Below are 17838 nucleotides of genomic sequence, written 5' to 3'. Positions count from 1 at the left end.
CTCCTTACCTGTTGATCGGGTGCTCCAACGTAAGGCTGATGAACTGGCCCGGCGCGAGCTCCCCGGCCGGAAAATCGGCAAAGGCGAACCATGTGCGCTCGCCGGCCGCGAGCGGTCGGTTCGCGGATTCGAGTTCGTGGATTTCAAGGTTGAACCGGAGCGCCACCTGGCGCTCGATGTCTCCCGCCGCCGTCGTGTACGTCAGCGGGACCCCGGCGGCATCGGCGGTAAACGTCCCCTGGGCGCCAGTGATCCTGAGATCCCCCGCCATCAGTTTCACCCGGGTGCCCGCCGGGATGGGCTGGTCCGCCTTCAATGCCGGGTTGTAGAGCAGCAATTGGGGCGCGGTGCGCCGGAACTTGTAGCCGAGGCTGTCGAATGAGTCGCCGTCCACAGTGGTGTAAAAATCGGCCTTCCCGAACGAGTTCGTGACGATTTCCCCGGTGCCGGACCTGCTGTCCACAGGGTTTTTCTGCAGTTGGATGCGGGTCCCGCGCTGAAGGAAGTACACGTTGCCCTGTTCGTGGACGTACGGAACCTTGTTCGCTTCGGCCAGCTGTTCCTCGGTGATGCCGAAGCGGTAGGCAATGCCGTCCAGAGTGTCGTTAGCCGCGACATCGTACGTGGAGGGGATGCCGTTGGCGTCCACCGTCGCCGTGCCCGAGGCGCCCCGGAGCGGCCCTTCAGCCGGGATGAGGCGGAGTTTCCTGCCGGCCACCAGCGGCGCCCCGGGCGTGAGCCCGTTGAACTCGGCTATTTTCGCCTCGGACAGTCCGAAGGCGGCAGTCATGGCTGTGAAGGTGTCGCCGGCCACCGTCGTGTAGAAATCGACGTTCCCGAACGAATCGGACACCTTGGGCCCCGACATCCCGCGGGGCGTGGAATCATCCGTCCGTTCTGTTGACGTGCCTTTTGCCGCCGGGGCCGCAGCCATGTTGTCCGTCACCACCGGGGCTGTCGGGCCGGGTGCCGATGCACCGGGCGCGCAGCCCGCGAGCCCGCTTGCAAGCACGACGGCGAGCGCCAGGCTTTTCGCCTGCGCGGCCAGTCGGACCGTTCTCCCTGCCTGACGCGAAGATTCCAGCACCAAAACTTCCCCCCAATATCCGGCCACGCGAAGATGCCGCGATTCGCCACTCATCGAGCATAGGTCACGGGGCACCTGCCGCGGTCACCTGCATGGCGATGACCACCTTGCCCCGCACCTGCCCCGACCTCAGATGGCGGATGGCCTCCGCCGCCTCGGCGAGCGCAAAGGTCCTCTCGAACACAGGCGTGACGTGTCCGCCTTCGATGAGCCCGCCAAACATGCTGGCGGCAGTTGGGCCATGAGTTCATGAAGGGCCGTGGCGCGGAACTGACAGACGTAACGGACGATCAATGGTTCAACTTCAGGGATCCGGACGGCAATGTCCTCATGATCTGCCAGATTCCTCCGTCCACCGAGTAGGCCGTCAGGAGCAGGGGCCGCGGGCCTACGGGTGCAGGCTGCTGAACTCCGCGTGCCTCAGGGTTGCGTAGTCGGCGTACGTCCTCACCACGGCCTCCTCGATGGCATCGACGTCCACGTGCGGCACGAGGTCGTTGACCGCGCCTGCCGTCGCCGGATCCCAGTCCAGGCCGAGGGCGGCGTAACTCGCTGTGAGGACGCCGCGGATCGGCGCCGAGTTTTCCACCACCACCACGGAGCTGAACAGCCAGCCGCCGGACACCACGCGCTGTGCCGTTCCCACCAGCTTGACCTGGTGCGCCGGGAACCGCGGATCCGTGCCGTGGACGCTGTATTCACCCGGGCAGTACTCCCCCGGGATCTCCCCGACCGCAGCCTGCACGCCGGCACTCCGCAGCGCCTGCGCAAGCATCTCGCCGAAGAACGCGAACCGGCCCTTGGCTCCCGCGATGGCGTCGGCGTGGGGCTCCACATGGTCGATGATCAGTGTGCCTTCGTGGTAGGCCGCGGCCCGCCCTCCGGCCTTCCGGATCAGCGGCTCAAACCCCAGCTCGCGGCAGGCCTGCGCGGCGGCGCCGAACCCGGGCAGATGCGTGTCGCGCTGCCCGAAGGCCACCGTCGGCGCCGGCCGGTACAGCCGGAGGGTCGGCCCGATCCGGCCGGTTTTGGCCTGGCCCAGCAGCTCGATCCCGAAATCAAGGTCCCTGGCAGCCCCCAGCGACTCTTCCTGGCGGACGACGGTCAGTGTCCGCGAGTCAGCCCCGGCCTGCTGCATATTGCTAAGCTCCTTATGGTCATATTGCAATTCCTGGTGGTAGCCGCTGCCTTCGCCGCGATCGACGCCGTATGGCTCAAGTTCATGAACCCGTTCTACCGCAGCCACATCGGCGACTCGCTGGCCGACCGGCCCCATCTAGGTTACGCGGTGGCTTTCTACGTGATTTACATTGCGGGAATCGTCTTTTTTGGGATTCCGGGGCAGGTCAAGATTCCGGTGCAGGTCAGGATTTCCGCAACGTGAGGATCTGCTCCGCCCGGCCGAACGGGCCGGTGAGGTCGTGCAGCACCGTTGACGTGAGCCCGATCCCGTCCGCGCCGAAGGACACGGCGTTGTCCAGGCCAAGCCATTCGCCCTCGGGCCTGCGGTGCATGTGGATCTGCAGGTCGAGGTTGGGGAAGGCGTAACTGTCCTTGCCGGGCGGAACCCGCGCGGCGATGCCGTTCGCAGTGTCCACGAGCCCCATCAGGCGGGCCAGGTCGGTGCTGTCGGCAGCCTGCGTCAGGGGGTGGTCGGTGCGTAGCCAGACCTTCCCCGCGCCGGGCCGGTGCCCCTCGGCCACCCGCATTTCGAGCGAGCGGATGTATCCTCCCGGCCAGACGCTCGCGCCGTCGTAGGGCTTGCATTCGTCCGGTGACGGAATGACGGCGTCTTCCAAGGCGGCGACGGCGGACGTGTCGCTGGTCATCATCCGCCAGGCCGTTGCCCTGATGGCCACGCGCCCGGCCGCCACGAGCTCCGCCTGCACGAGTTCGATGGTCCGGCCCGGGCGGAGAGTGCTGGTGACCACTTCGAACTCGCCGCCGGGAATCAGCCCCAGAATCTCGTAGCTGAGCCTCGCCATTCGCACGTCGCTGCGCGGCTCGTGGCGTTCCAGCCGGTCCGCCAGCAGTCCGGAGGCCGGAGCCATGTGTTGTTCGTGCTCGTTCCAGGCCCCCTGGGCGTGGATGGTGGAGCGGAAGCGTCCGCCTCCCAGGTCCTGGTAGTAGAAGTCGCCGTCGGCGAGTTCCGGCAGTGAAGCAGTCAACGTTGACCCTTTCGAAGCTTGGTTTTAACCCGGAATCACACTATCGCCTCCTGCGCACGCCCGGCGCCCAAAGATTCCTGGCTGCCCGTTCACGCGCTTTCACAGCTTCCTCAAATGAGGGGCTCACGGCCGGTATAAGTCGGAAACCTAGAAATGATGCATGACCTTCGAAAAGAACCCACCCAGCAAAGCCAAGCCAACGCGTCGGGCCATCCTCGCGGCGGGCCTCGCGCTGACACTTTCCGCCGGCGGCGCGAGCGCCTGGGCGCTGGACCGGTTTGTGGTCCAGCACGTGGAAATCTCTGACGTATCCGCGTACGAAGCCAGTCAGGGCGTGACCTCGGAAACCAGCACCCTGGGCTCGTCCACGGCCACGGTGACGGACACGTCCTACACCGCAGACGGTTCCAGCATCAACATCTCCACCGTGGTCACCGGCAGCGGTGACAGCACCGTCACGTACTACGTTGCCGACGTCGTCCTTGACGATGCGACCACGCTCAAGTCCGCTTTCGCGAACGACAGCTTCGGTGAAAACATCACCGAAACCACGTCGGCGATTGCCGCCGACCACAACGCCGTCTTCGCCATCAACGGTGACTACTACGGGTTCCGGGACACGGGAATCGTGATCCGCAACGGAGTGGTCTACCGGGACGAGGGAGCCCGCCAGGGGCTGGCTTTTTACCGTGACGGCACCGTCAAGGTCTACGACGAAACCGCCACCAACGCCCAGCAACTGGTAGCCGACGGCGTGTGGAACACCCTCTCGTTCGGCCCGGCGGTCCTGGAGGACGGCAACATCGTCGACGGCATCGAGGACGTCGAGGTGGACACCAACTTCGGGAACCACTCCATCCAGGGCGAGCAGCCACGCACCGCGGTGGGCGTCATCGGGACGAACCACCTCGTATTCGTGGTGGTGGACGGCCGCAGCCCCGGCTACAGCGCCGGCGTCACCATGACCGGCATGGCACAGATCATGAAGGACCTGGGCGCCACGACGGCGTACAACCTGGACGGCGGCGGATCCTCCACCATGTACTTCAACGGCGCGCTGGTGAACACCCCCCTCGGCGCCAACAAGGAACGCGGCACCTCCGACATCCTCTACATCGGCAAGTGAGGCCGGGGCATGATCATCCTGATTCCCGCCTACGAACCGGACGCCTACCTCCTCGAGCTGATCGGCACGATCCGCGCCGCCGATCCGGGGCTCACCCCGCTGGTGGTGGACGACGGCAGCGGCCCGGCCTATCGGCACATTTTCGACGGCGCCGCGCGGCTGGGTTGCCGCGTCATCAGCCATCCCGTCAACCGCGGAAAGGGTCACGCCCTGAAGGCCGGCTTCGGTTTCATCGCGGAACACTTCCCCGGACAGGACGTGGTCTGCGCCGACAGCGACGGCCAGCACAGCGTCGTGGACATCATGCGCGTGGCCGAGCGGGCTGGCGGCACCTCCACTGCCATGGTGCTGGGCTCCCGCACTTTCGCCGGTGACGTGCCCGCCCGCAGCAGGTTCGGCAACGCCGCCACGCGCTGGCTGTTCCGGCTGGCCACCGGCGAGCGCGTGCACGACACCCAGACCGGCCTCCGCGGCTACCCGGCCACCATGCTTCCGTGGCTCCGGTCTGTCCGTGGCGAGCGCTACGAGTACGAGCTGAACGTCCTGCTCGAAGCCAAGGCAGCCGGCTACGGAATCGACAGCGTGGACATCGCCACCATCTATCTGGACCACAACTCCGGCTCCCATTTCCGTCCGCTCGCCGATTCGGTGCGCATATACGCCCCTCTACTGAAGTTCTTCCTGTCCTCCTTTGCCGGGTTCCTCATCGACACTGCCGCCTTCCTCGTCCTCAGCGCGCTGACAGACTCGGTGCTCGCCGCCGTCGTCGGCGCCCGGGCCATCAGCGCCACGGGCAACTACCTCATCAACCGCAGGCTCGTGTTTGAACACGGGCGCGACAAACCGGCAACCGCCACGGCCGGCCGCTACTTTGCGCTCGCGGTCTCGCTGCTGGCAGCCAACTACGCCCTGCTCACCGGACTGGCCGGCGCCGGCATCCCCGACCTGCCGGCCAAATTGCTCACCGAGCTTGCCCTGCTCGGGGTCAGCTACACCGTCCAGCAGCGATTTCTCTTCGCAGCCCGGGCATCCAAAACACCTATCGCGGCAGCACACCCCGCGGACGGCGAAGGTCATAAGCCAACCCTTGTTCCGGCACAGCCCCAGCACAGCTTGACCGTGAATCGTAAGAACTAATTCACCACGAGATTCCGGAGAAACCCCATGAACCACTTCATCCTGATGGCCGCGGATGTCGCCGCCATCTGCCTCCTCACCTTCGCCCTGTACGTGCGGCGTCACCGGCGCCGCGACCTAGCGGTGTCCTACCTGGGCATGAACATCGGCGTCCTGGCCGTGGCCACCGCGCTCTCCGGCTCCGCAGCCGGCGTGGGGCTGGGGCTGGGCCTCTTCGGGGTTCTCTCCATCATCCGGCTCCGTTCCACCGAACTCGCCCAGCACGAAGTTGCCTACTACTTCTCGGCCCTGGCCCTGGGCCTGATTGCCGGCATCGGCGTCGAACCGCTGTGGCTCACGCTTTCCCTCATGGGACTGGTCCTGGCCGTAATGTACCTCGGGGACCACAAGCGGGTCCTGCCCTCATACCGCCACCAGACGGTGGTGCTGGACCGTGCCCTCTCCCGCGAGGACGAGCTGATCGCCCGCCTCGAGGAAGTCCTGGGCGCGAAAGTCCACACGGTCACCGTCCAGGAACTGGACCTGGTCAACGACAAGACCATCGTCAACGTCCGCTACGCGTACAGCCCCTCCCGCCAGGCGGACCGCCCCGGCATGGACATTCCCCGCACCCCGGGACTCCACGAAAGCCTTCAGCCCCACGAAGCGCTTCCAACGCAGGCATCCCCTGCACTGGCATCCTCAGCACAGCCGGCGACGGCAGGTGCGGCATGAAGAGCCATCAGTTCAGCGACCTTTCCCGGTTCTGTGACGCTGCCCAGCTGAATGACCTGGCCCAGCTGCCGCCGGTCGGCCTGGAAGAGCTGAACTCCGAGGCTGCGCTCCAAACCCGCGTGGACCGGAAATACGTGGTCCCCGTCGAGTCCGCCAGGCAGGCCCTGTCGTCCTTCGCCGGCCAGGTCCGCGTCCTGGAAATGGATGGCATCCGGTCCTTCGCCTACGACTCCGTCTACTTCGACACCCCGCAGCTGGACAGCTACATGTTGGCCGCCCGCGGCCGCCGTCGTCGGTACAAGATCCGCACGAGGACCTATGTGGACAGCAGGCTCAGCTTCCTGGAAGTCAAGACCGAGGGCGCCAGGGAAGCCACCGTCAAGGAACGCATCCCGTATGACCTGCAGGACCGGACCCGCATGACGGCGGAGGGGCTGGACTACGTCAACGAGACCCTCGCAGCAGCCATCGGCGACGTACCGGCCAGCCCGCTCGGCCCCGTGCTTGAAACCCGATACCGGAGGATCACGCTGTTCCTTCCCGAATCAGGCAGCAGGGCAACGATCGATTCAGGCGTCACCTGGCAGGGCCCGGGAGGCAGTCCGCGGATCCTTGACGGCAGCGTGGTGCTCGAGACCAAGTCCGGCTCAGCCGCCGGGCCACTGGACCGGCACCTGTGGCAGCACGGCATCCGGCCATCCAGGATTTCCAAATTTGCCACCGGAATGGCCGCCCTTAACCCGCAGCTGCCGGCCAACCGCTGGAACCGGACCCTCCGGCGCACCATGCTGCTGACTCCCGCGGCCTGACCGGCGCCCGCCTGTTCGAAGAGCTGCCGCAAAACTCCCCCACCACATCAGACACCGCACCACCTAAGACTCCGCAGACTTTCACCGAAGGAATACCCATGCGCAAATTCAACAAGACCTTTTCCGTGGCCGCGTTCGCCCTGGCCCTCACCCTCGCCGGCTGCTCCGCCTCCGGGACAGCGGCCACCGGCGGAACCGCAGGCTCCACCAGCCGGGCCGGCAGTTCGGCAACCACACAGATGGTGACTGCCGCGTCCATCTCCGAGGACACCCACTACGACGCCGACGACCTCACGTGGGACGCCGCCACGGAAGTGGCAGTCACGCTCAAGGACGGCGTCAGCACAGTTGCGGACTCCGCTTCCGGCGCGGTGACGGTCGACGGCGACACCGTCACCATCAAGGCGGCCGGCACCTACCGGCTCTCCGGCACGCTCTCCGACGGCAAGGTGGTCATCGCCGCCGGCGAGGAGGACGTTGTCCGCGTGATCCTCGACGGCGTCACGCTGGCCAGTTCCACCGGTTCGCCGTTCGTCGTCCAAAGCGCCAACGAGGCCATCCTGTTCCTGGATGACGGCAGCACCAACTCGCTCAAGGACGCGGCAACGTACACGGACCAGGGCACCGACGCGCCAACCGCCGCCCTGTACTCCATGGCCGACCTCACCGTCGCAGGGACGGGATCGCTGGCAGTCAACGGCCAGCACAACGACGGCATCGTGTCCAAGGACGGCCTGGTGCTGGCCGCCGGCAATGTCACCGTCCAGGCCGCCGATGACGGCATCAAGGGCAAGGACTACGCCGTGCTGCTGGACGGCGCCTATCAGGTGACTGCCGGCGGAGACGGCTTCAAGTCGGACAACGACACCGACGACGGCCGCGGCTGGCTGCTGGTCAACGGCGGAAAGATCACGGTCAAGGCGGGCGACGACGGCATCAAGGCGCACAACCAGCTGGCCATCACCAACGGCACCGTGACGGTGGCCGAGTCCGAGGAGGGCCTGGAAGCCCAGCACATCGCAATCAGCGGCGGGACCGTGAACGTCACGGCCAACGACGACGGCGTCAATGCCTCGGGCGGCAGCTCCTCCAGCGCCCAGTCCGGAGCGCAGGGCGGCGGCATGGGCGGCGGCCCCGGCGGCGGCGAGTCGGTGGGCGATTACACCGTGGACGTTTCCGGCGGCTCGCTGACCATCAATTCCCAGGGGGACGGCCTCGATTCGAACGGCAACGCCACGGTTTCCGGCGGCACGGTGGTGGTGAACGGACCCGAGAATGACGGCAACGGCGCCCTGGACGTCAACGGTGAGCTGGCGGTCAGCGGCGGAACCGTGGCTGCGGCCGGAAGTTCCGGCATGGCCGTGACCCCCGGATCATCGTCCACGCAGTCCGGCGTGCAGGTCACCTTCGGCTCCACCCAGCCGGCCGGCACTACGGTGCAGCTGGCGGACGCCGACGGCAAGCTCGTGGCCACCTTCGTCACTGCGAAGTCAGCGGCATCGCTGGTCTTCTCGTCCGCGGCCATCGAGGCCGGCAAGGAATACACGGTCTACACGGGAGGCACGGCCAAGGTTGAGTCCGGTCTGGGCGAAGGTTCCCTTAATGGCGCCCAGAAACTCGGAACCGTCACTGCCGGCGAATACACGCAGGGCCACGGCCCTGGCGGAAGGTAACAAGCCCGGCGGAAGGTAAAAGACCAGGTGCCCGTCCGGCGTCGTACGTTGTTTTTGACGGCGCCGGACGCGCGCATAATGTTCCCGATCTCCATATGATGTTCTGGGTAGACTCGGAGACTGGTCCTTCTAGCAGCCCTCGGAAGAGGTGTTCCACTGATGCGAGTAATTAGCTACAACCTCCGCAAGCACAAGGCGAGCGGCGAACTGGTCAGCCTGGCCCGCAACTTCGAGATAGACGTCCTGTGCCTGCAGGAATGCGACGCGGCGGAACTGCCGGACACGCTGGGCCCGCTCCATCTGGCCGACTTCACCAAGGGCAACCGGCTGGGCCTGGCCATCTATTACCGCACCGACCGGTTCACGGCGCTGGAAACCAAGACGTTTGCCCTGCATAAGTCCATGCACGACCGCGTGATGGCACCGGCCCACGAGCGCCTGATCGGGACGCGCATGGTGGACAACGCAACGGATCATGAACTGGTCATCGGCTCGTTCCACGCGGCTCCGCTTACCGCATCGAACTCGCTGCGCCGCAAGCAGATCCATGCGGCCCACGCGGAACTGCTGAGCATGGGCGAGGGCCTCATGACCCTGATGGTCGGGGACTTCAACTACCCGTTCTTCACCAAGAACCTCCACGCGCACATGAAGGACTCCGGTTACGCCCTGTCCCTGAGTGACCGCAGGACGTATACGCGGTACAAGGTCTTCAAAGGCCACTTTGACTTCGCCACTTCCCTGGGGCTGGACATCGAGAGCGTGGAGACACTGCCCCGGGGCAAGTCGGACCACCTTCCGATTCTGATTACGGCCGAGTACGGGCAGGACCGTTCACCGATCAAGGCGCAACCCGTTTCATGACGGCAGGGAGGGAGTAAGCCTGCTTTTACTCCCCCGCCGCCAAGGGAACGACGTCGATCCGGGCACCCGGTCCGATGACAACCAGCACGCGCTCGGCGCTGACGCCCTCCAACGCCTGTGCAAGTTGCCCGGGGTCCGGCTGGTTGGGTTCGCCGGAACCAGTCCCACCGGCGTCGGCCCTTTTCCATACGGTGATTTTGGCCCCGCTCGCCTCGGTGATAACGCGGGACAAGGGCACGGGGTCGGAGCCGGTCACCAGGATGACGTGCCCTATTGTGCGCCGCGGGGGCGGCGGTCCCGGCGGCAAGGCTGCACGTTCCCGCCTCCACGCGCCGTAGTGATAGCCGGCCACGAGGCCGGTGGCCACCAGCAGGCCGAGCGGTGCCCGAACCCGCCCGGCGAGACTCTCCCGGCCTGCGCCATCAAGCAGATATTCGAATGCCTGGTAGCCGATGACCAACAGCGTCACGAGGGCCACCACGGCACTGAGCCCAAAGACCGCAACCAGGTAGATACGCCGCCCGCTCGCTGCCTTCCCGGACGGCGGCGGCGCCCCGCCGTCCGGCACCCCAACCGGATGGCCTGCAGGATTCCAAACCCTCCACCAGACGGGGCCGCCAGTCACCAGCGCACTGATGCCACCCAGCAGCAGTGTCCTCGTGTCCGTCCCCGCGAGTGTGGTCTCGGCAAGCCCCAGCGTGGCGTTGACGATCACTCCTATCCCGGAGGCAGCGGCAACCAGGGCGGCTCCGGACGCCAGCAGCCGGGCTGCCTGCCGCATCTGTCCCGGGCGCCCTTCGGCCAGCGCTGCGTGGTACGCCCAGAGGAGTGATCCGATGGCCGCAGCCGCCAGGGCGGGCCCGAGCGGATCCAGGAGCAGGGCCATCGGATCGGTTCTGTCGAACACCAGCCGGAGCAGCACGAACAGGGCGGTGACCGTACCGGAAAGCGCGAGAATGCACCCGCCGAGCACACCGAAAACGGCAACCGCCACGTTGGCCAGCCCCGACAACAGGAGCCGGCCCCCGCCGCGGATCCAGTGCGACCACCAGACGAGGCCTCCGCCGGCCGACCAGACGAGCGACTGGATAACGGAAATCCACCATGGCCTGCCCAGGGACTGCGTCCCCGCAAACACGTGCAGGGCCGCATCGAGCAGGCCGCCCAGGGCCGTGGCCGCCCCGCCAGTGCCGAGAATGAGCCCGAATACTGACCCAACCAGGGTGGGCACGGTGGTGAGCCGCCGGGGCCCTTTGCCTGGGTGCAGCCACATCCACCGGTGCCACGCCCAGACACCGCCCCACACAAGGCCTGTTGCCAGAGATGGACGCCACTGTGCTGACTCCCCGGCGACGAGCTGCGCGCCCATGCCGAGAAGCGCCGTCGAGAAGGTGATCAGTGCAACCGCGTAGATGCCGGCGCTGTAGAGCCCCCAGGCGAGTGAGGCACGTTCCGCCTCCTCGCCGAGCCGCCGCCAAACAATCCACCACAGGACAGCCGCCAGGGACCCGCCAACCAGCGCGAAGGCCAGGGACCTGGCGAGGCCGCCGACGTCGTTCCCTGCGAGCGCCGCGCCGGCGGCCAACAGCCGGTCGAGCAGGCCGGTCAGGCCGGATGCGGCAATGAGCACGAGGGCAAACAGGAGCAGGAAGACAATCAGCCGCCGGACCGTGGGCAGCGCCGAGTGCGTTTGCGGGACTGCCGCGGGCCGGACAGCACTCACGGCTTCACCAAGGCAGCCGGACAGACGGTGAGCTGCCACGGGGCGGTCTTCACGAGCCACTTGCCGTTGACCTTGACGAGGTCAAACACGTCCTCGGTCTCGTACTCCGGGTTCCCGAAGGGCCCGTTTCCGTTCGAGACGGTCAGCACCACGTGCACGTCCGCGGATTCAGCGCGTTCCGTTGTGGACAGAAGCGTGACCCTCAGGCTGTGGGTTGTAGTGCGGTCAACCGGTCCGCACTGCCGGCCTGAACTTTCCGCCAGGTAGCGGACAGCGCCGGCCTCGTCGCCGTCGAGGACCGCCGCTGCATAGCGCTGCACCACGCCCGCCGGCGTATCTTCCGCCAGCGGCTCAGGCTGGCCGCGGAAAAAGACCGCCGCCAGCGCCAGCACCACGAGGCCGGCAATGACGGACAGGATAACAATCAGGATCCGGTCGGGCCGCCCCGCGGGTGCGCTCATCCCAAGGGCTACGTGGCGCGGTGCTCGACGGTGAAGTCGCCGCCGGGATACATTATCGTCTCGTGCCCGTCGTCAAAGCGGACGAAGTACGGCGGGGTTCCGTTGGGGCCGCGGACTTCGAGAATCTCACCGTGACGGTCCGACGACTCCACCGTCCTGCCGTGAATGATGATTCGGTCTCCTTGGCTTGCCTGCATGGCAATCACCTCCCAGCCCCTAGCGTACGATGCTCTTCCCCTGTGGGGAACAGCCTGGCAGGACAGGATGAAGACCCGCCGTCGTCAGGCCTTGCCGCTCGCGTGCAGGATGCAAAACGGCGTCCAGGGCCGGGCTTCCAGCCGCCCCTCAGCGATCTCTTGGCCGCATACTGCGCATATGCCGAACGTGCCGTCCTCGATCCGCTCCAGGGCGGCCTCCACCTGGGCCAGGCCGGACCTGCTTTGATCCAGCAATGCCGAGGCCTGGGAGAGTTCGAAGGCGATGGTGGCACCTTCGGGATCGTGCTCATCGTCCACGTTGGAGTTTTGCCGGGCCGCGTTGGCCGAAGCGATGTCCGCGCGAAGTGCCGGAAGCAGGGCCAGCTTCCGGGCACGTTCCTCTTCAAGCATGATCCGGAACCGCTCAGTGTTCGCCTTGTCAGTGTCCGCCATCTCAGCGCCCGCCGTCTCAGCGCCCGCCGTGAAGAAGGGGCCGTTGGTGGTCCAGCAGCCTTTCGCTGAGCGCGGGCCAGGACGCGGCGAAGGCGGGGTGCAGGTTGGTGCCGGCCACCTCATGGACCGGGATCCACTCCAGTTCGATGCTTTCGGGGTCGCTGATGGCGGGTTCGAACGGCTCCACGACCTGCACCGCCACGGTCGTATAGGACCAGTAGCCGACGTCGAACACCGAGGTGAAGAGCACCCTGACGTTTTGCTCCGGGACGGCGGCCTCCTCAAAGGCTTCGCGCAGCGCACCCGTGACAGGATCCTCTCCCTGGTGCAGCGCACCGCCGGGCAGCCCCCACGTCCCGCCGTGGTCGCTCCAGGTGGCGCGGTGCTGAAGGAGGATCCCTTTCTCAGCATCGTGGGCCAGGAGTCCGGCGGAGCCGAACCGGCCCCAGAACCGTCCACGGTCCCCCTCTACCCACGCATCGCCCGGGTCACGCGGACCAAGAGGACGGCGGGGATCTCCGGGCGCGGGCGGCACAATTTTCTCCATCGTCCCAGTCTGCCCCATGGGAAGATGCTGTGATGAGCCTCCGGCTGCTGCTTGTTTCCGACACACACGTGCCCCAGCGGGCGCGGGCGCTTCCTGATCAGGTGTGGGCCGCCGTCGACGCCGCCGACGTGGTGTTCCATGCCGGCGACTGGGTAAGCGCCGAACTGCTGGACATGTTCGAACAGCGCAGCAGGCATCTGGTGGGTGTCTACGGCAACAACGACCGCGGTGAGCTCAGGCGGCGCCTGCCGGAGACGGCCAACGTGACACTTGACGGTGTGCGCTTCAGCGTGGTTCATGAGACCGGCCAGGCGAAGGGGCGCGAGGAGCGCTGCGAAGAGCGGTTTCCGGACGCTGACGTCCTGGTTTTCGGCCACTCCCACATTCCTTGGGACACGACGTCGGTCCGCGGGCTGCGCCTCCTTAACCCCGGCTCCCCCACGGACCGCCGGCGCCAGCCGGTGTGCACGTACATGACCGCCGTCGTCGGGAACGGCCAGCTCGGCGACGTCGAACTCGTGGAGGTCAAGCGGCCGTAAGCGCGGCTGCCCCCGGAAAGCGGGGAGCCCCGCCTTTCCGTCCGCGCGGCCCGCAGACTGCGGGCTGGCTCGTGTTCCCAGTGCAGGAAAGTCGGCCGGCCGCGTGAAGGCACAGAAACCTTGGGGTTCAATGAAGCGCGCGCCCGGCAGACCCCCTATTTGGGGGGTCCGGAAAAAACCACCCGTTCTGGTCTGAAGACCGGGTTTTCCCAAGACGTGCAGGCGAGAGTTGCGGTGTCCTGAAGTTGCAGGTAGCCGCGAACCTTCACTGCAGGACTGCCGGGTCCGGGCGCACTCCCCCCAAAGCGCCGGACCCGGCTACACCCCTCCCGCGCAGAGGCCGCGCTCGCCGGGCCACGGCCCGGGGACCCGCCCGGTCAGCTCCAAGGACTCCAGCCCGGGCCCCTGGCCGCCAGAAGCCGGTCGGTGGCCGAGTCCGGTTGCCCTTCGAAGTACTTATCAAGCACCCGGTGGAAGGCCGCTTCGCCCGGTGCTGCGCGCAGGAAGAGCGTCATGGACGAATGAAGCTTCAAGGCGTCAATGCCGCCGAAGATCTGGTTGGCGTGCCGGACGTTGAGGCCGGCCACAATGTCCGCGCATTCAACGAGCCGCGGGCCGAGCACCGGATGCCGCAGATAGGCCCGGGCTTCGTCGAGGGAGGCGATGGCGTACATCCGGGAGGTGGCGCTCTGGCCCAGCCCGGCAATCTGGGGAAAGACGAACCACATCCAGTGGCTCCGCTTGCTCCCGCTCCGGAGCTCGGCGACGGCAGCGTCGTAGGTGCCGTCTTTCTGGGCGGCCAGGAACCGCTCCAGGTTGTACGGGTCATTGTTTTCATTCACGGCCGGCCCGGCAGGTTCGCCTCTCATACCCCATGGTGACCGGGGCTTCTTCCGGCGGTCAAGATCCGTGATGTGCGACGGCGGGATGTCGCCTTCAGCGGTTATGTTTCGTTCACTGGCCCGTAACGCGCACTCAAAACGCCCCTTTCACGGTGACAGGCGGGGCACTGCGCTTAGATTGGCGCCTCCGGCGGCACGCGACACCGTTTTCGGCGACCCCCAAGAGGCCCCGTTAACAAGCCGGAAACAGAACGGTCATGCGGGCTTTACTTAACGGCGTTTTTTGAAACGCCAGCGAAACTTCCCTCGCCAAGACCTGAAACAAACGTCCACGAATATCGATGAGGGGCTTGGGACCGGCAGCAGCGGTCTCCTGTACGGATGTCTTGTTGCGAAGGGAAAGCGCGTGGAGATCACTGCGGCGAACGTTTGGATGATGGTGTCGGCGGCACTCGTGCTGCTCATGACCCCGGCACTGGGCCTCTTCTACGGCGGCATGACCCGCGCCAAGGCCTCCCTCAACATGATCATGATGAGCTTCGTGTCCGCGGGCATCGTAGGCGTCGTCTGGGTGCTGTGGGGCTACTCGATGAGCACCGGTGAAGGCATTCTGGGCCTGTTCGGCAACCCGTTTGCCAGCTTCGGCATGAACGGCCTTATGGGTACCCCCGAACTGATCAAGGCCGGCTTCGCCGGAACGTTCGCCATCATCACGGTGGCCCTGATCAGCGGCGCCATCGCCGACCGCGCCAAGTTCACCGCCTGGGTTGTCTTCGTGCCGCTCTGGATCACCGCCGTCTACTGCCCCCTCGCCTTCATGGTCTGGGGCGGCGGCCTCATGAGCCAGGGCGGCGCCGTCACTGCCGTCTTCGGACAGGTCATCGACTTCGCCGGCGGCGCCGTCGTCGAAATCAGCTCCGGCATCGCCGCGCTGGTTCTTGCGCTCATCGTCGGCAAGCGCCATGGTTTCGGGAAGGACCCGGGGCACCGCCCGCACAACGTCCCGTTCATTATGCTCGGCGCGGGCCTCCTCTGGTTCGGCTGGTTCGGCTTCAATGCGGGCGCTGCCACCACGGCGGAGCAGGCAGGACTGATCTGGGTCAACACACTGGTGACGCCGTGCGCCGCAATGCTTAGCTGGCTCCTCACCGAGAAGATCCGCCACGGCCACCCCACTTCCCTGGGCGCCGCGTCCGGTGCTGTCGCTGGCCTCGTGGCCATCACGCCGTCGTGCGCCAACATCAGCCCGCTCGCCGCCGTAGGCCTGGGCCTGGTGTCCGGTGTGGCCTCGGCGCTCTTCGTCGAACTGAAGTTCAAGTACGGCTACGACGACTCCCTGGACGTTGTCGGCGTCCACCTGGGCTCCGGGCTGGTCGGCACGCTGGCGCTGGGCTTCATCGCCCTCCCCGTCAACGGCGAAGGCGGCGGACTCTTCTACGGCGGCGGGTTCCAGCAGCTCATCGCCCAGACCGTGGCCGTCCTCATCACCCTCGCACTGTCCGGCCTGATGACCGGCATCATCGGCGTCGGAATCCACAAGACCATCGGGTTCCGCGTCAGCCACGAGGACGAGGTCACGGGCGTGGATCTTTCCGAACATGCCGAGACCGCCTACGAGTTCGGCGGACTGGGCCCCAGCCAGTTCCACCCGCTGCGCCAGCACGTCCACACGGCCCCGCCTGCGCCGCCGGCAGATGGCGCGGCAGATCACTCGGCACTGCGGCCGGACGAGCCTCTGGAAGACGCCTTGGAAGCCGACGAACTCCGGGTCGCCACCCCGGCGTAGGACTAGCCCAGGCGCAGTTCCGGGCGGACTTTCGCCACTTCGTCCAGCACTACGCGGATCGCCTCACCGGCAGCCGATCCGTCCGTTCCGGTGTCCGTCGCCTCTGCCAGGATCGTCCGCGCGTGACGGGCGAACCTGTCCCAATCGCCGCCGCCAGCCCGGAGTGCCCGCAGGGGTGCCATGAGGGCCGCGCGGCGCAGCCAGACGTCCGGCTGCCATGCCCACCGGTCCAGCACAACGTCGGCGCGGGCCCTGCCCTGGGCGTCGAGTCCCTCCATCAGCGGACCGATGACATCAACCGCGAGCGGATCAACCAGGGCCTGCACGCCCGCCTCCCGAACGAAGCCTTCGATCCGCGTGAGGTCTGAGTTGGTCAGCAGCTCAACCCTGGACTGCAGGAGAACGACGGCGGCCAGGCGGCGCTCGTAGACCGGCACCGACCACAGCTCGGAACTGAGCGCGGTGACGTCGTCGTGGGTCAACCCGGCGTGGCGGCGGAGGGCGTCGCGGACCGTGCCGCGGATTGCTCCCACCGACGCACCATAGAACTGCAGTTCGCCGCCGAGCCTGCGGCGCATCTCGTCTGCCCGGTACCACGACGCCTCGCGCTGCAGCGAGTCGTCGATGAATTCTCCAGCCGCACTCACCTCCTCATTCTTTCGGCCCAGGCGGCCGCCCGTCGACTCATTTCGCGACTTCGGTTCGGAGGAGGGGAACGGAGTTTGGGACAGGCATGGCTATCGACAAGCATGCCCCAACGGAGGAAGCTTTCACCGTACGCGATTCGTAGTCCGGATTGGCGTGAATTCTGCGACAGCGCCTGCCGATCCCGCTGGCCGGTTTCCTTAGGGAAGTCGTCCAGTGCCATCCCTACCCCGCCATAGAAGAAGGAGGGCAAATGTCCCAGAACATTGTCACTCAGCTGAACGTGAAGTCGCACAACTCCCCCGACGAACGACGCCGCCCGGACAAGGCCGAAGTGGACGTCGTCACGGTTGGGGACTACACCATCGGCCGGTTCAAGTTTGAGCCCGGCTGGCGTTGGTCCGAGTCCATCAAGCCCTTGGTTAAGACCGATTCATGCCAGAACAGCCACGTGGGCTTCTGTGTTTCCGGCAGCCTCGTCGTCGAGACGTCGGAGGGAAACCGGATAAACATTAACGAAGGCGATTCCTACACCATCCCGCCGGGCCACGACGCGTGGGTTGAGGGGAACGAGTCCTTCACAGGCATCGAGTTTTTGAGCGCTGCCACGTTCGCGAAGGCCCCGGAATAGACGAACGGTGCCGGCAGGTTACCCTGCCGGCACCCGGCCCGGCGGGCACGGTTTGACGAGCATCTCCACACCACCCATTTCTGTACGGTGGTCCTCCAAACTCACTTCTTCAGCATGCATCGGCCCCTCCGAGTCCGCACGCTTCGGTGCGGACGTACTCAGCGCGCCTCCGCAGCCTTGGTGCACTCATGAGCGAGAGTCTTGTGCCCACTGACCGGGCGCGCACTGGAATTATGACAATTCGGTGTTCCCGCAGGTCAGATGCGCCGCCGGCGGCGTGGCGGTGATCCGCACGGCCCCGGCGGCTTGCGGACAAAGATCACAATCAAGTAACGTTGGCGCCTGGCCCTGAAGGGCTGGCCCGAACGGGCCCCGGATGCCTGAACGCTGGGCCCGGATGCGCTGAGCGGCACGATGCCGCTCCGGCCCCGCCGAC

The 17838-nt window shown here is 66.5% G+C and carries 21 protein-coding genes; 10 read left to right on the top strand and 11 right to left on the bottom strand.

The features are described 5' to 3' along the window. Positions 1–4: 4 nt before the first annotated feature. The 3 genes from ASG92_RS24960 to ASG92_RS24955 form a co-directional block, all read right to left on the bottom strand. Positions 5–1087 (bottom strand): LysM peptidoglycan-binding domain-containing protein, encoded by a 1083-nt coding sequence (locus ASG92_RS24960; protein ID WP_162256362.1) that lies wholly within the window; start codon positions 1085–1087, stop codon positions 5–7. 64 nt (positions 1088–1151) lie between these two features. Then, complete coding sequence (locus ASG92_RS27880) at positions 1152–1310, bottom strand: zinc-binding dehydrogenase (protein WP_082579729.1); 159 nt, start codon at positions 1308–1310, stop codon at positions 1152–1154. 165 nt (positions 1311–1475) lie between these two features. Beyond that, positions 1476–2225 carry a hypothetical protein gene (locus ASG92_RS24955; RefSeq protein ID WP_056635045.1) on the bottom strand — a complete coding sequence of 250 codons (750 nt, stop codon included), beginning with the start codon at positions 2223–2225 and terminating at the stop codon, positions 1476–1478. 15 nt (positions 2226–2240) lie between these two features. Here ASG92_RS24955 and ASG92_RS24950 point away from each other — a divergent pair, with 15 nt between their 5' ends. Then, entirely contained in the window at positions 2241–2471 is a 231-nt protein-coding gene (locus ASG92_RS24950; RefSeq protein WP_082579728.1) for a DUF2177 family protein, read from the top strand. Here ASG92_RS24950 and ASG92_RS24945 read toward each other — a convergent pair. Further along, positions 2452–3255 (bottom strand): thioesterase family protein, encoded by an 804-nt coding sequence (locus ASG92_RS24945; protein WP_056635043.1) that lies wholly within the window; start codon positions 3253–3255, stop codon positions 2452–2454. The two genes, ASG92_RS24950 and ASG92_RS24945, sit on opposite strands and share 20 nt — an antisense overlap. 160 nt (positions 3256–3415) lie before the next feature. Between ASG92_RS24945 and ASG92_RS24940 the strand changes: the two genes are divergently transcribed. The 6 genes from ASG92_RS24940 to ASG92_RS24915 all read left to right on the top strand — a co-directional run bounded on the left by ASG92_RS24940 (position 3416) and on the right by ASG92_RS24915 (position 9578). Then, positions 3416–4381: a phosphodiester glycosidase family protein gene (locus tag ASG92_RS24940; protein ID WP_056635040.1), complete on the top strand. Its 966-nt coding sequence runs from the start codon at positions 3416–3418 to the stop codon at positions 4379–4381. 9 nt (positions 4382–4390) lie between these two features. Next, the gene (locus tag ASG92_RS24935) at positions 4391–5518 is read left to right on the top strand and encodes a bifunctional glycosyltransferase family 2/GtrA family protein (RefSeq protein WP_056635038.1); all 1128 of its coding nucleotides are present in this window, start codon (positions 4391–4393) and stop codon (positions 5516–5518) included. A gap of 27 nt (positions 5519–5545) precedes the next feature. Next, positions 5546–6232: a DUF4956 domain-containing protein gene (locus ASG92_RS24930; protein ID WP_056635035.1), complete on the top strand. Its 687-nt coding sequence runs from the start codon at positions 5546–5548 to the stop codon at positions 6230–6232. After that, positions 6229–7041, top strand: a complete 813-nt coding sequence (locus ASG92_RS24925; protein WP_082579727.1) for a polyphosphate polymerase domain-containing protein — start codon at positions 6229–6231, stop codon at positions 7039–7041. The genes ASG92_RS24930 and ASG92_RS24925 overlap by 4 nt, the downstream gene beginning before the upstream one ends. A gap of 98 nt (positions 7042–7139) precedes the next feature. Beyond that, positions 7140–8714: a carbohydrate-binding domain-containing protein gene (locus ASG92_RS24920; protein WP_056635032.1), complete on the top strand. Its 1575-nt coding sequence runs from the start codon at positions 7140–7142 to the stop codon at positions 8712–8714. Between the two features lie 159 nt (positions 8715–8873). Then, complete coding sequence (locus ASG92_RS24915; RefSeq protein WP_056635029.1) at positions 8874–9578, top strand: endonuclease/exonuclease/phosphatase family protein; 705 nt, start codon at positions 8874–8876, stop codon at positions 9576–9578. Positions 9579–9603: 25 nt separating this feature from the next. Here ASG92_RS24915 and ASG92_RS24910 read toward each other — a convergent pair whose 3' ends face one another. The 5 genes from ASG92_RS24910 to ASG92_RS24890 form a co-directional block, all read right to left on the bottom strand. Continuing rightward, positions 9604–11301, bottom strand: coding sequence for a DUF5671 domain-containing protein (locus ASG92_RS24910; RefSeq protein ID WP_056635026.1), 1698 nt, complete (start codon positions 11299–11301; stop codon positions 9604–9606). Further along, positions 11298–11762 carry a hypothetical protein gene (locus tag ASG92_RS24905; protein ID WP_056635023.1) on the bottom strand — a complete coding sequence of 155 codons (465 nt, stop codon included), beginning with the start codon at positions 11760–11762 and terminating at the stop codon, positions 11298–11300. Before ASG92_RS24905 ends, ASG92_RS24910 begins: the two co-directional genes overlap by 4 nt. Before the next feature lie 8 nt (positions 11763–11770). Beyond that, a complete protein-coding gene (locus tag ASG92_RS24900) occupies positions 11771–11959 on the bottom strand; it encodes a DUF1918 domain-containing protein (protein ID WP_056635353.1) in 189 nt (62 codons plus the stop codon). 84 nt (positions 11960–12043) lie between these two features. Further along, a complete protein-coding gene (locus ASG92_RS24895) occupies positions 12044–12412 on the bottom strand; it encodes a TraR/DksA C4-type zinc finger protein (protein WP_056635022.1) in 369 nt (122 codons plus the stop codon). A gap of 16 nt (positions 12413–12428) precedes the next feature. Next, positions 12429–12959, bottom strand: coding sequence for an NUDIX hydrolase (locus ASG92_RS24890; protein WP_056635351.1), 531 nt, complete (start codon positions 12957–12959; stop codon positions 12429–12431). A gap of 32 nt (positions 12960–12991) precedes the next feature. On the opposite strand from ASG92_RS24890, the gene ASG92_RS24885 reads away from it, so the two are divergent. Beyond that, positions 12992–13498: a metallophosphoesterase gene (locus ASG92_RS24885; RefSeq protein ID WP_056635016.1), complete on the top strand. Its 507-nt coding sequence runs from the start codon at positions 12992–12994 to the stop codon at positions 13496–13498. Positions 13499–13875: 377 nt separating this feature from the next. Here the strand turns inward: ASG92_RS24885 and ASG92_RS24880 are convergent, their stop codons facing one another. Then, positions 13876–14367 carry a DUF1810 domain-containing protein gene (locus ASG92_RS24880; protein WP_056635013.1) on the bottom strand — a complete coding sequence of 164 codons (492 nt, stop codon included), beginning with the start codon at positions 14365–14367 and terminating at the stop codon, positions 13876–13878. Between the two features lie 379 nt (positions 14368–14746). Between ASG92_RS24880 and ASG92_RS24875 the strand changes: the two genes are divergently transcribed. After that, on the top strand, positions 14747–16126 hold the full coding sequence (locus ASG92_RS24875) for an ammonium transporter (RefSeq protein ID WP_056635010.1): 1380 nt from the start codon (positions 14747–14749) through the stop codon (positions 16124–16126). 2 nt (positions 16127–16128) lie between these two features. Here ASG92_RS24875 and ASG92_RS24870 read toward each other — a convergent pair whose 3' ends face one another. Continuing rightward, the gene (locus ASG92_RS24870) at positions 16129–16773 is read right to left on the bottom strand and encodes a DNA alkylation repair protein (RefSeq protein WP_056635007.1); all 645 of its coding nucleotides are present in this window, start codon (positions 16771–16773) and stop codon (positions 16129–16131) included. Between the two features lie 251 nt (positions 16774–17024). On the opposite strand from ASG92_RS24870, the gene ASG92_RS24865 reads away from it, so the two are divergent. After that, positions 17025–17402: a cupin domain-containing protein gene (locus ASG92_RS24865; RefSeq protein ID WP_056635002.1), complete on the top strand. Its 378-nt coding sequence runs from the start codon at positions 17025–17027 to the stop codon at positions 17400–17402. The last annotated feature ends 436 nt before the right edge of the window (positions 17403–17838 follow it).

Source organism: Arthrobacter sp. Soil736, from assembly GCF_001428005.1.
Classification (GTDB): Bacteria; Actinomycetota; Actinomycetes; order Actinomycetales; family Micrococcaceae; genus Arthrobacter.
Note: the sequence above shows the minus strand (reverse complement) of the source record. Positions and strands in the feature narration are given on the sequence as shown.

Bases quoted from the DNA above. Each gene is read 5' to 3' on its own strand.
- ASG92_RS27880 (WP_082579729.1), bottom strand. From the start codon at position 1,310: ATGTTTGGCGGGCTCATCGAAGGCGGACACGTCACGCCTGTGTTCGAG.
- ASG92_RS24955 (WP_056635045.1), bottom strand. From the start codon at position 2,225: ATGCAGCAGGCCGGGGCTGACTCGCGGACACTGACCGTCGTCCGCCAG.
- ASG92_RS24950 (WP_082579728.1), top strand. From the start codon at position 2,241: ATGGTCATATTGCAATTCCTGGTGGTAGCCGCTGCCTTCGCCGCGATC.
- ASG92_RS24940 (WP_056635040.1), top strand. From the start codon at position 3,416: ATGACCTTCGAAAAGAACCCACCCAGCAAAGCCAAGCCAACGCGTCGG.
- ASG92_RS24935 (WP_056635038.1), top strand. From the start codon at position 4,391: ATGATCATCCTGATTCCCGCCTACGAACCGGACGCCTACCTCCTCGAG.
- ASG92_RS24930 (WP_056635035.1), top strand. From the start codon at position 5,546: ATGAACCACTTCATCCTGATGGCCGCGGATGTCGCCGCCATCTGCCTC.
- ASG92_RS24925 (WP_082579727.1), top strand. From the start codon at position 6,229: ATGAAGAGCCATCAGTTCAGCGACCTTTCCCGGTTCTGTGACGCTGCC.
- ASG92_RS24920 (WP_056635032.1), top strand. From the start codon at position 7,140: ATGCGCAAATTCAACAAGACCTTTTCCGTGGCCGCGTTCGCCCTGGCC.
- ASG92_RS24915 (WP_056635029.1), top strand. From the start codon at position 8,874: ATGCGAGTAATTAGCTACAACCTCCGCAAGCACAAGGCGAGCGGCGAA.
- ASG92_RS24905 (WP_056635023.1), bottom strand. From the start codon at position 11,762: ATGAGCGCACCCGCGGGGCGGCCCGACCGGATCCTGATTGTTATCCTG.
- ASG92_RS24900 (WP_056635353.1), bottom strand. From the start codon at position 11,959: ATGCAGGCAAGCCAAGGAGACCGAATCATCATTCACGGCAGGACGGTG.
- ASG92_RS24895 (WP_056635022.1), bottom strand. From the start codon at position 12,412: ATGGCGGACACTGACAAGGCGAACACTGAGCGGTTCCGGATCATGCTT.
- ASG92_RS24890 (WP_056635351.1), bottom strand. From the start codon at position 12,959: ATGGAGAAAATTGTGCCGCCCGCGCCCGGAGATCCCCGCCGTCCTCTT.
- ASG92_RS24885 (WP_056635016.1), top strand. From the start codon at position 12,992: ATGAGCCTCCGGCTGCTGCTTGTTTCCGACACACACGTGCCCCAGCGG.
- ASG92_RS24880 (WP_056635013.1), bottom strand. From the start codon at position 14,367: ATGAGAGGCGAACCTGCCGGGCCGGCCGTGAATGAAAACAATGACCCG.
- ASG92_RS24865 (WP_056635002.1), top strand. From the start codon at position 17,025: ATGTCCCAGAACATTGTCACTCAGCTGAACGTGAAGTCGCACAACTCC.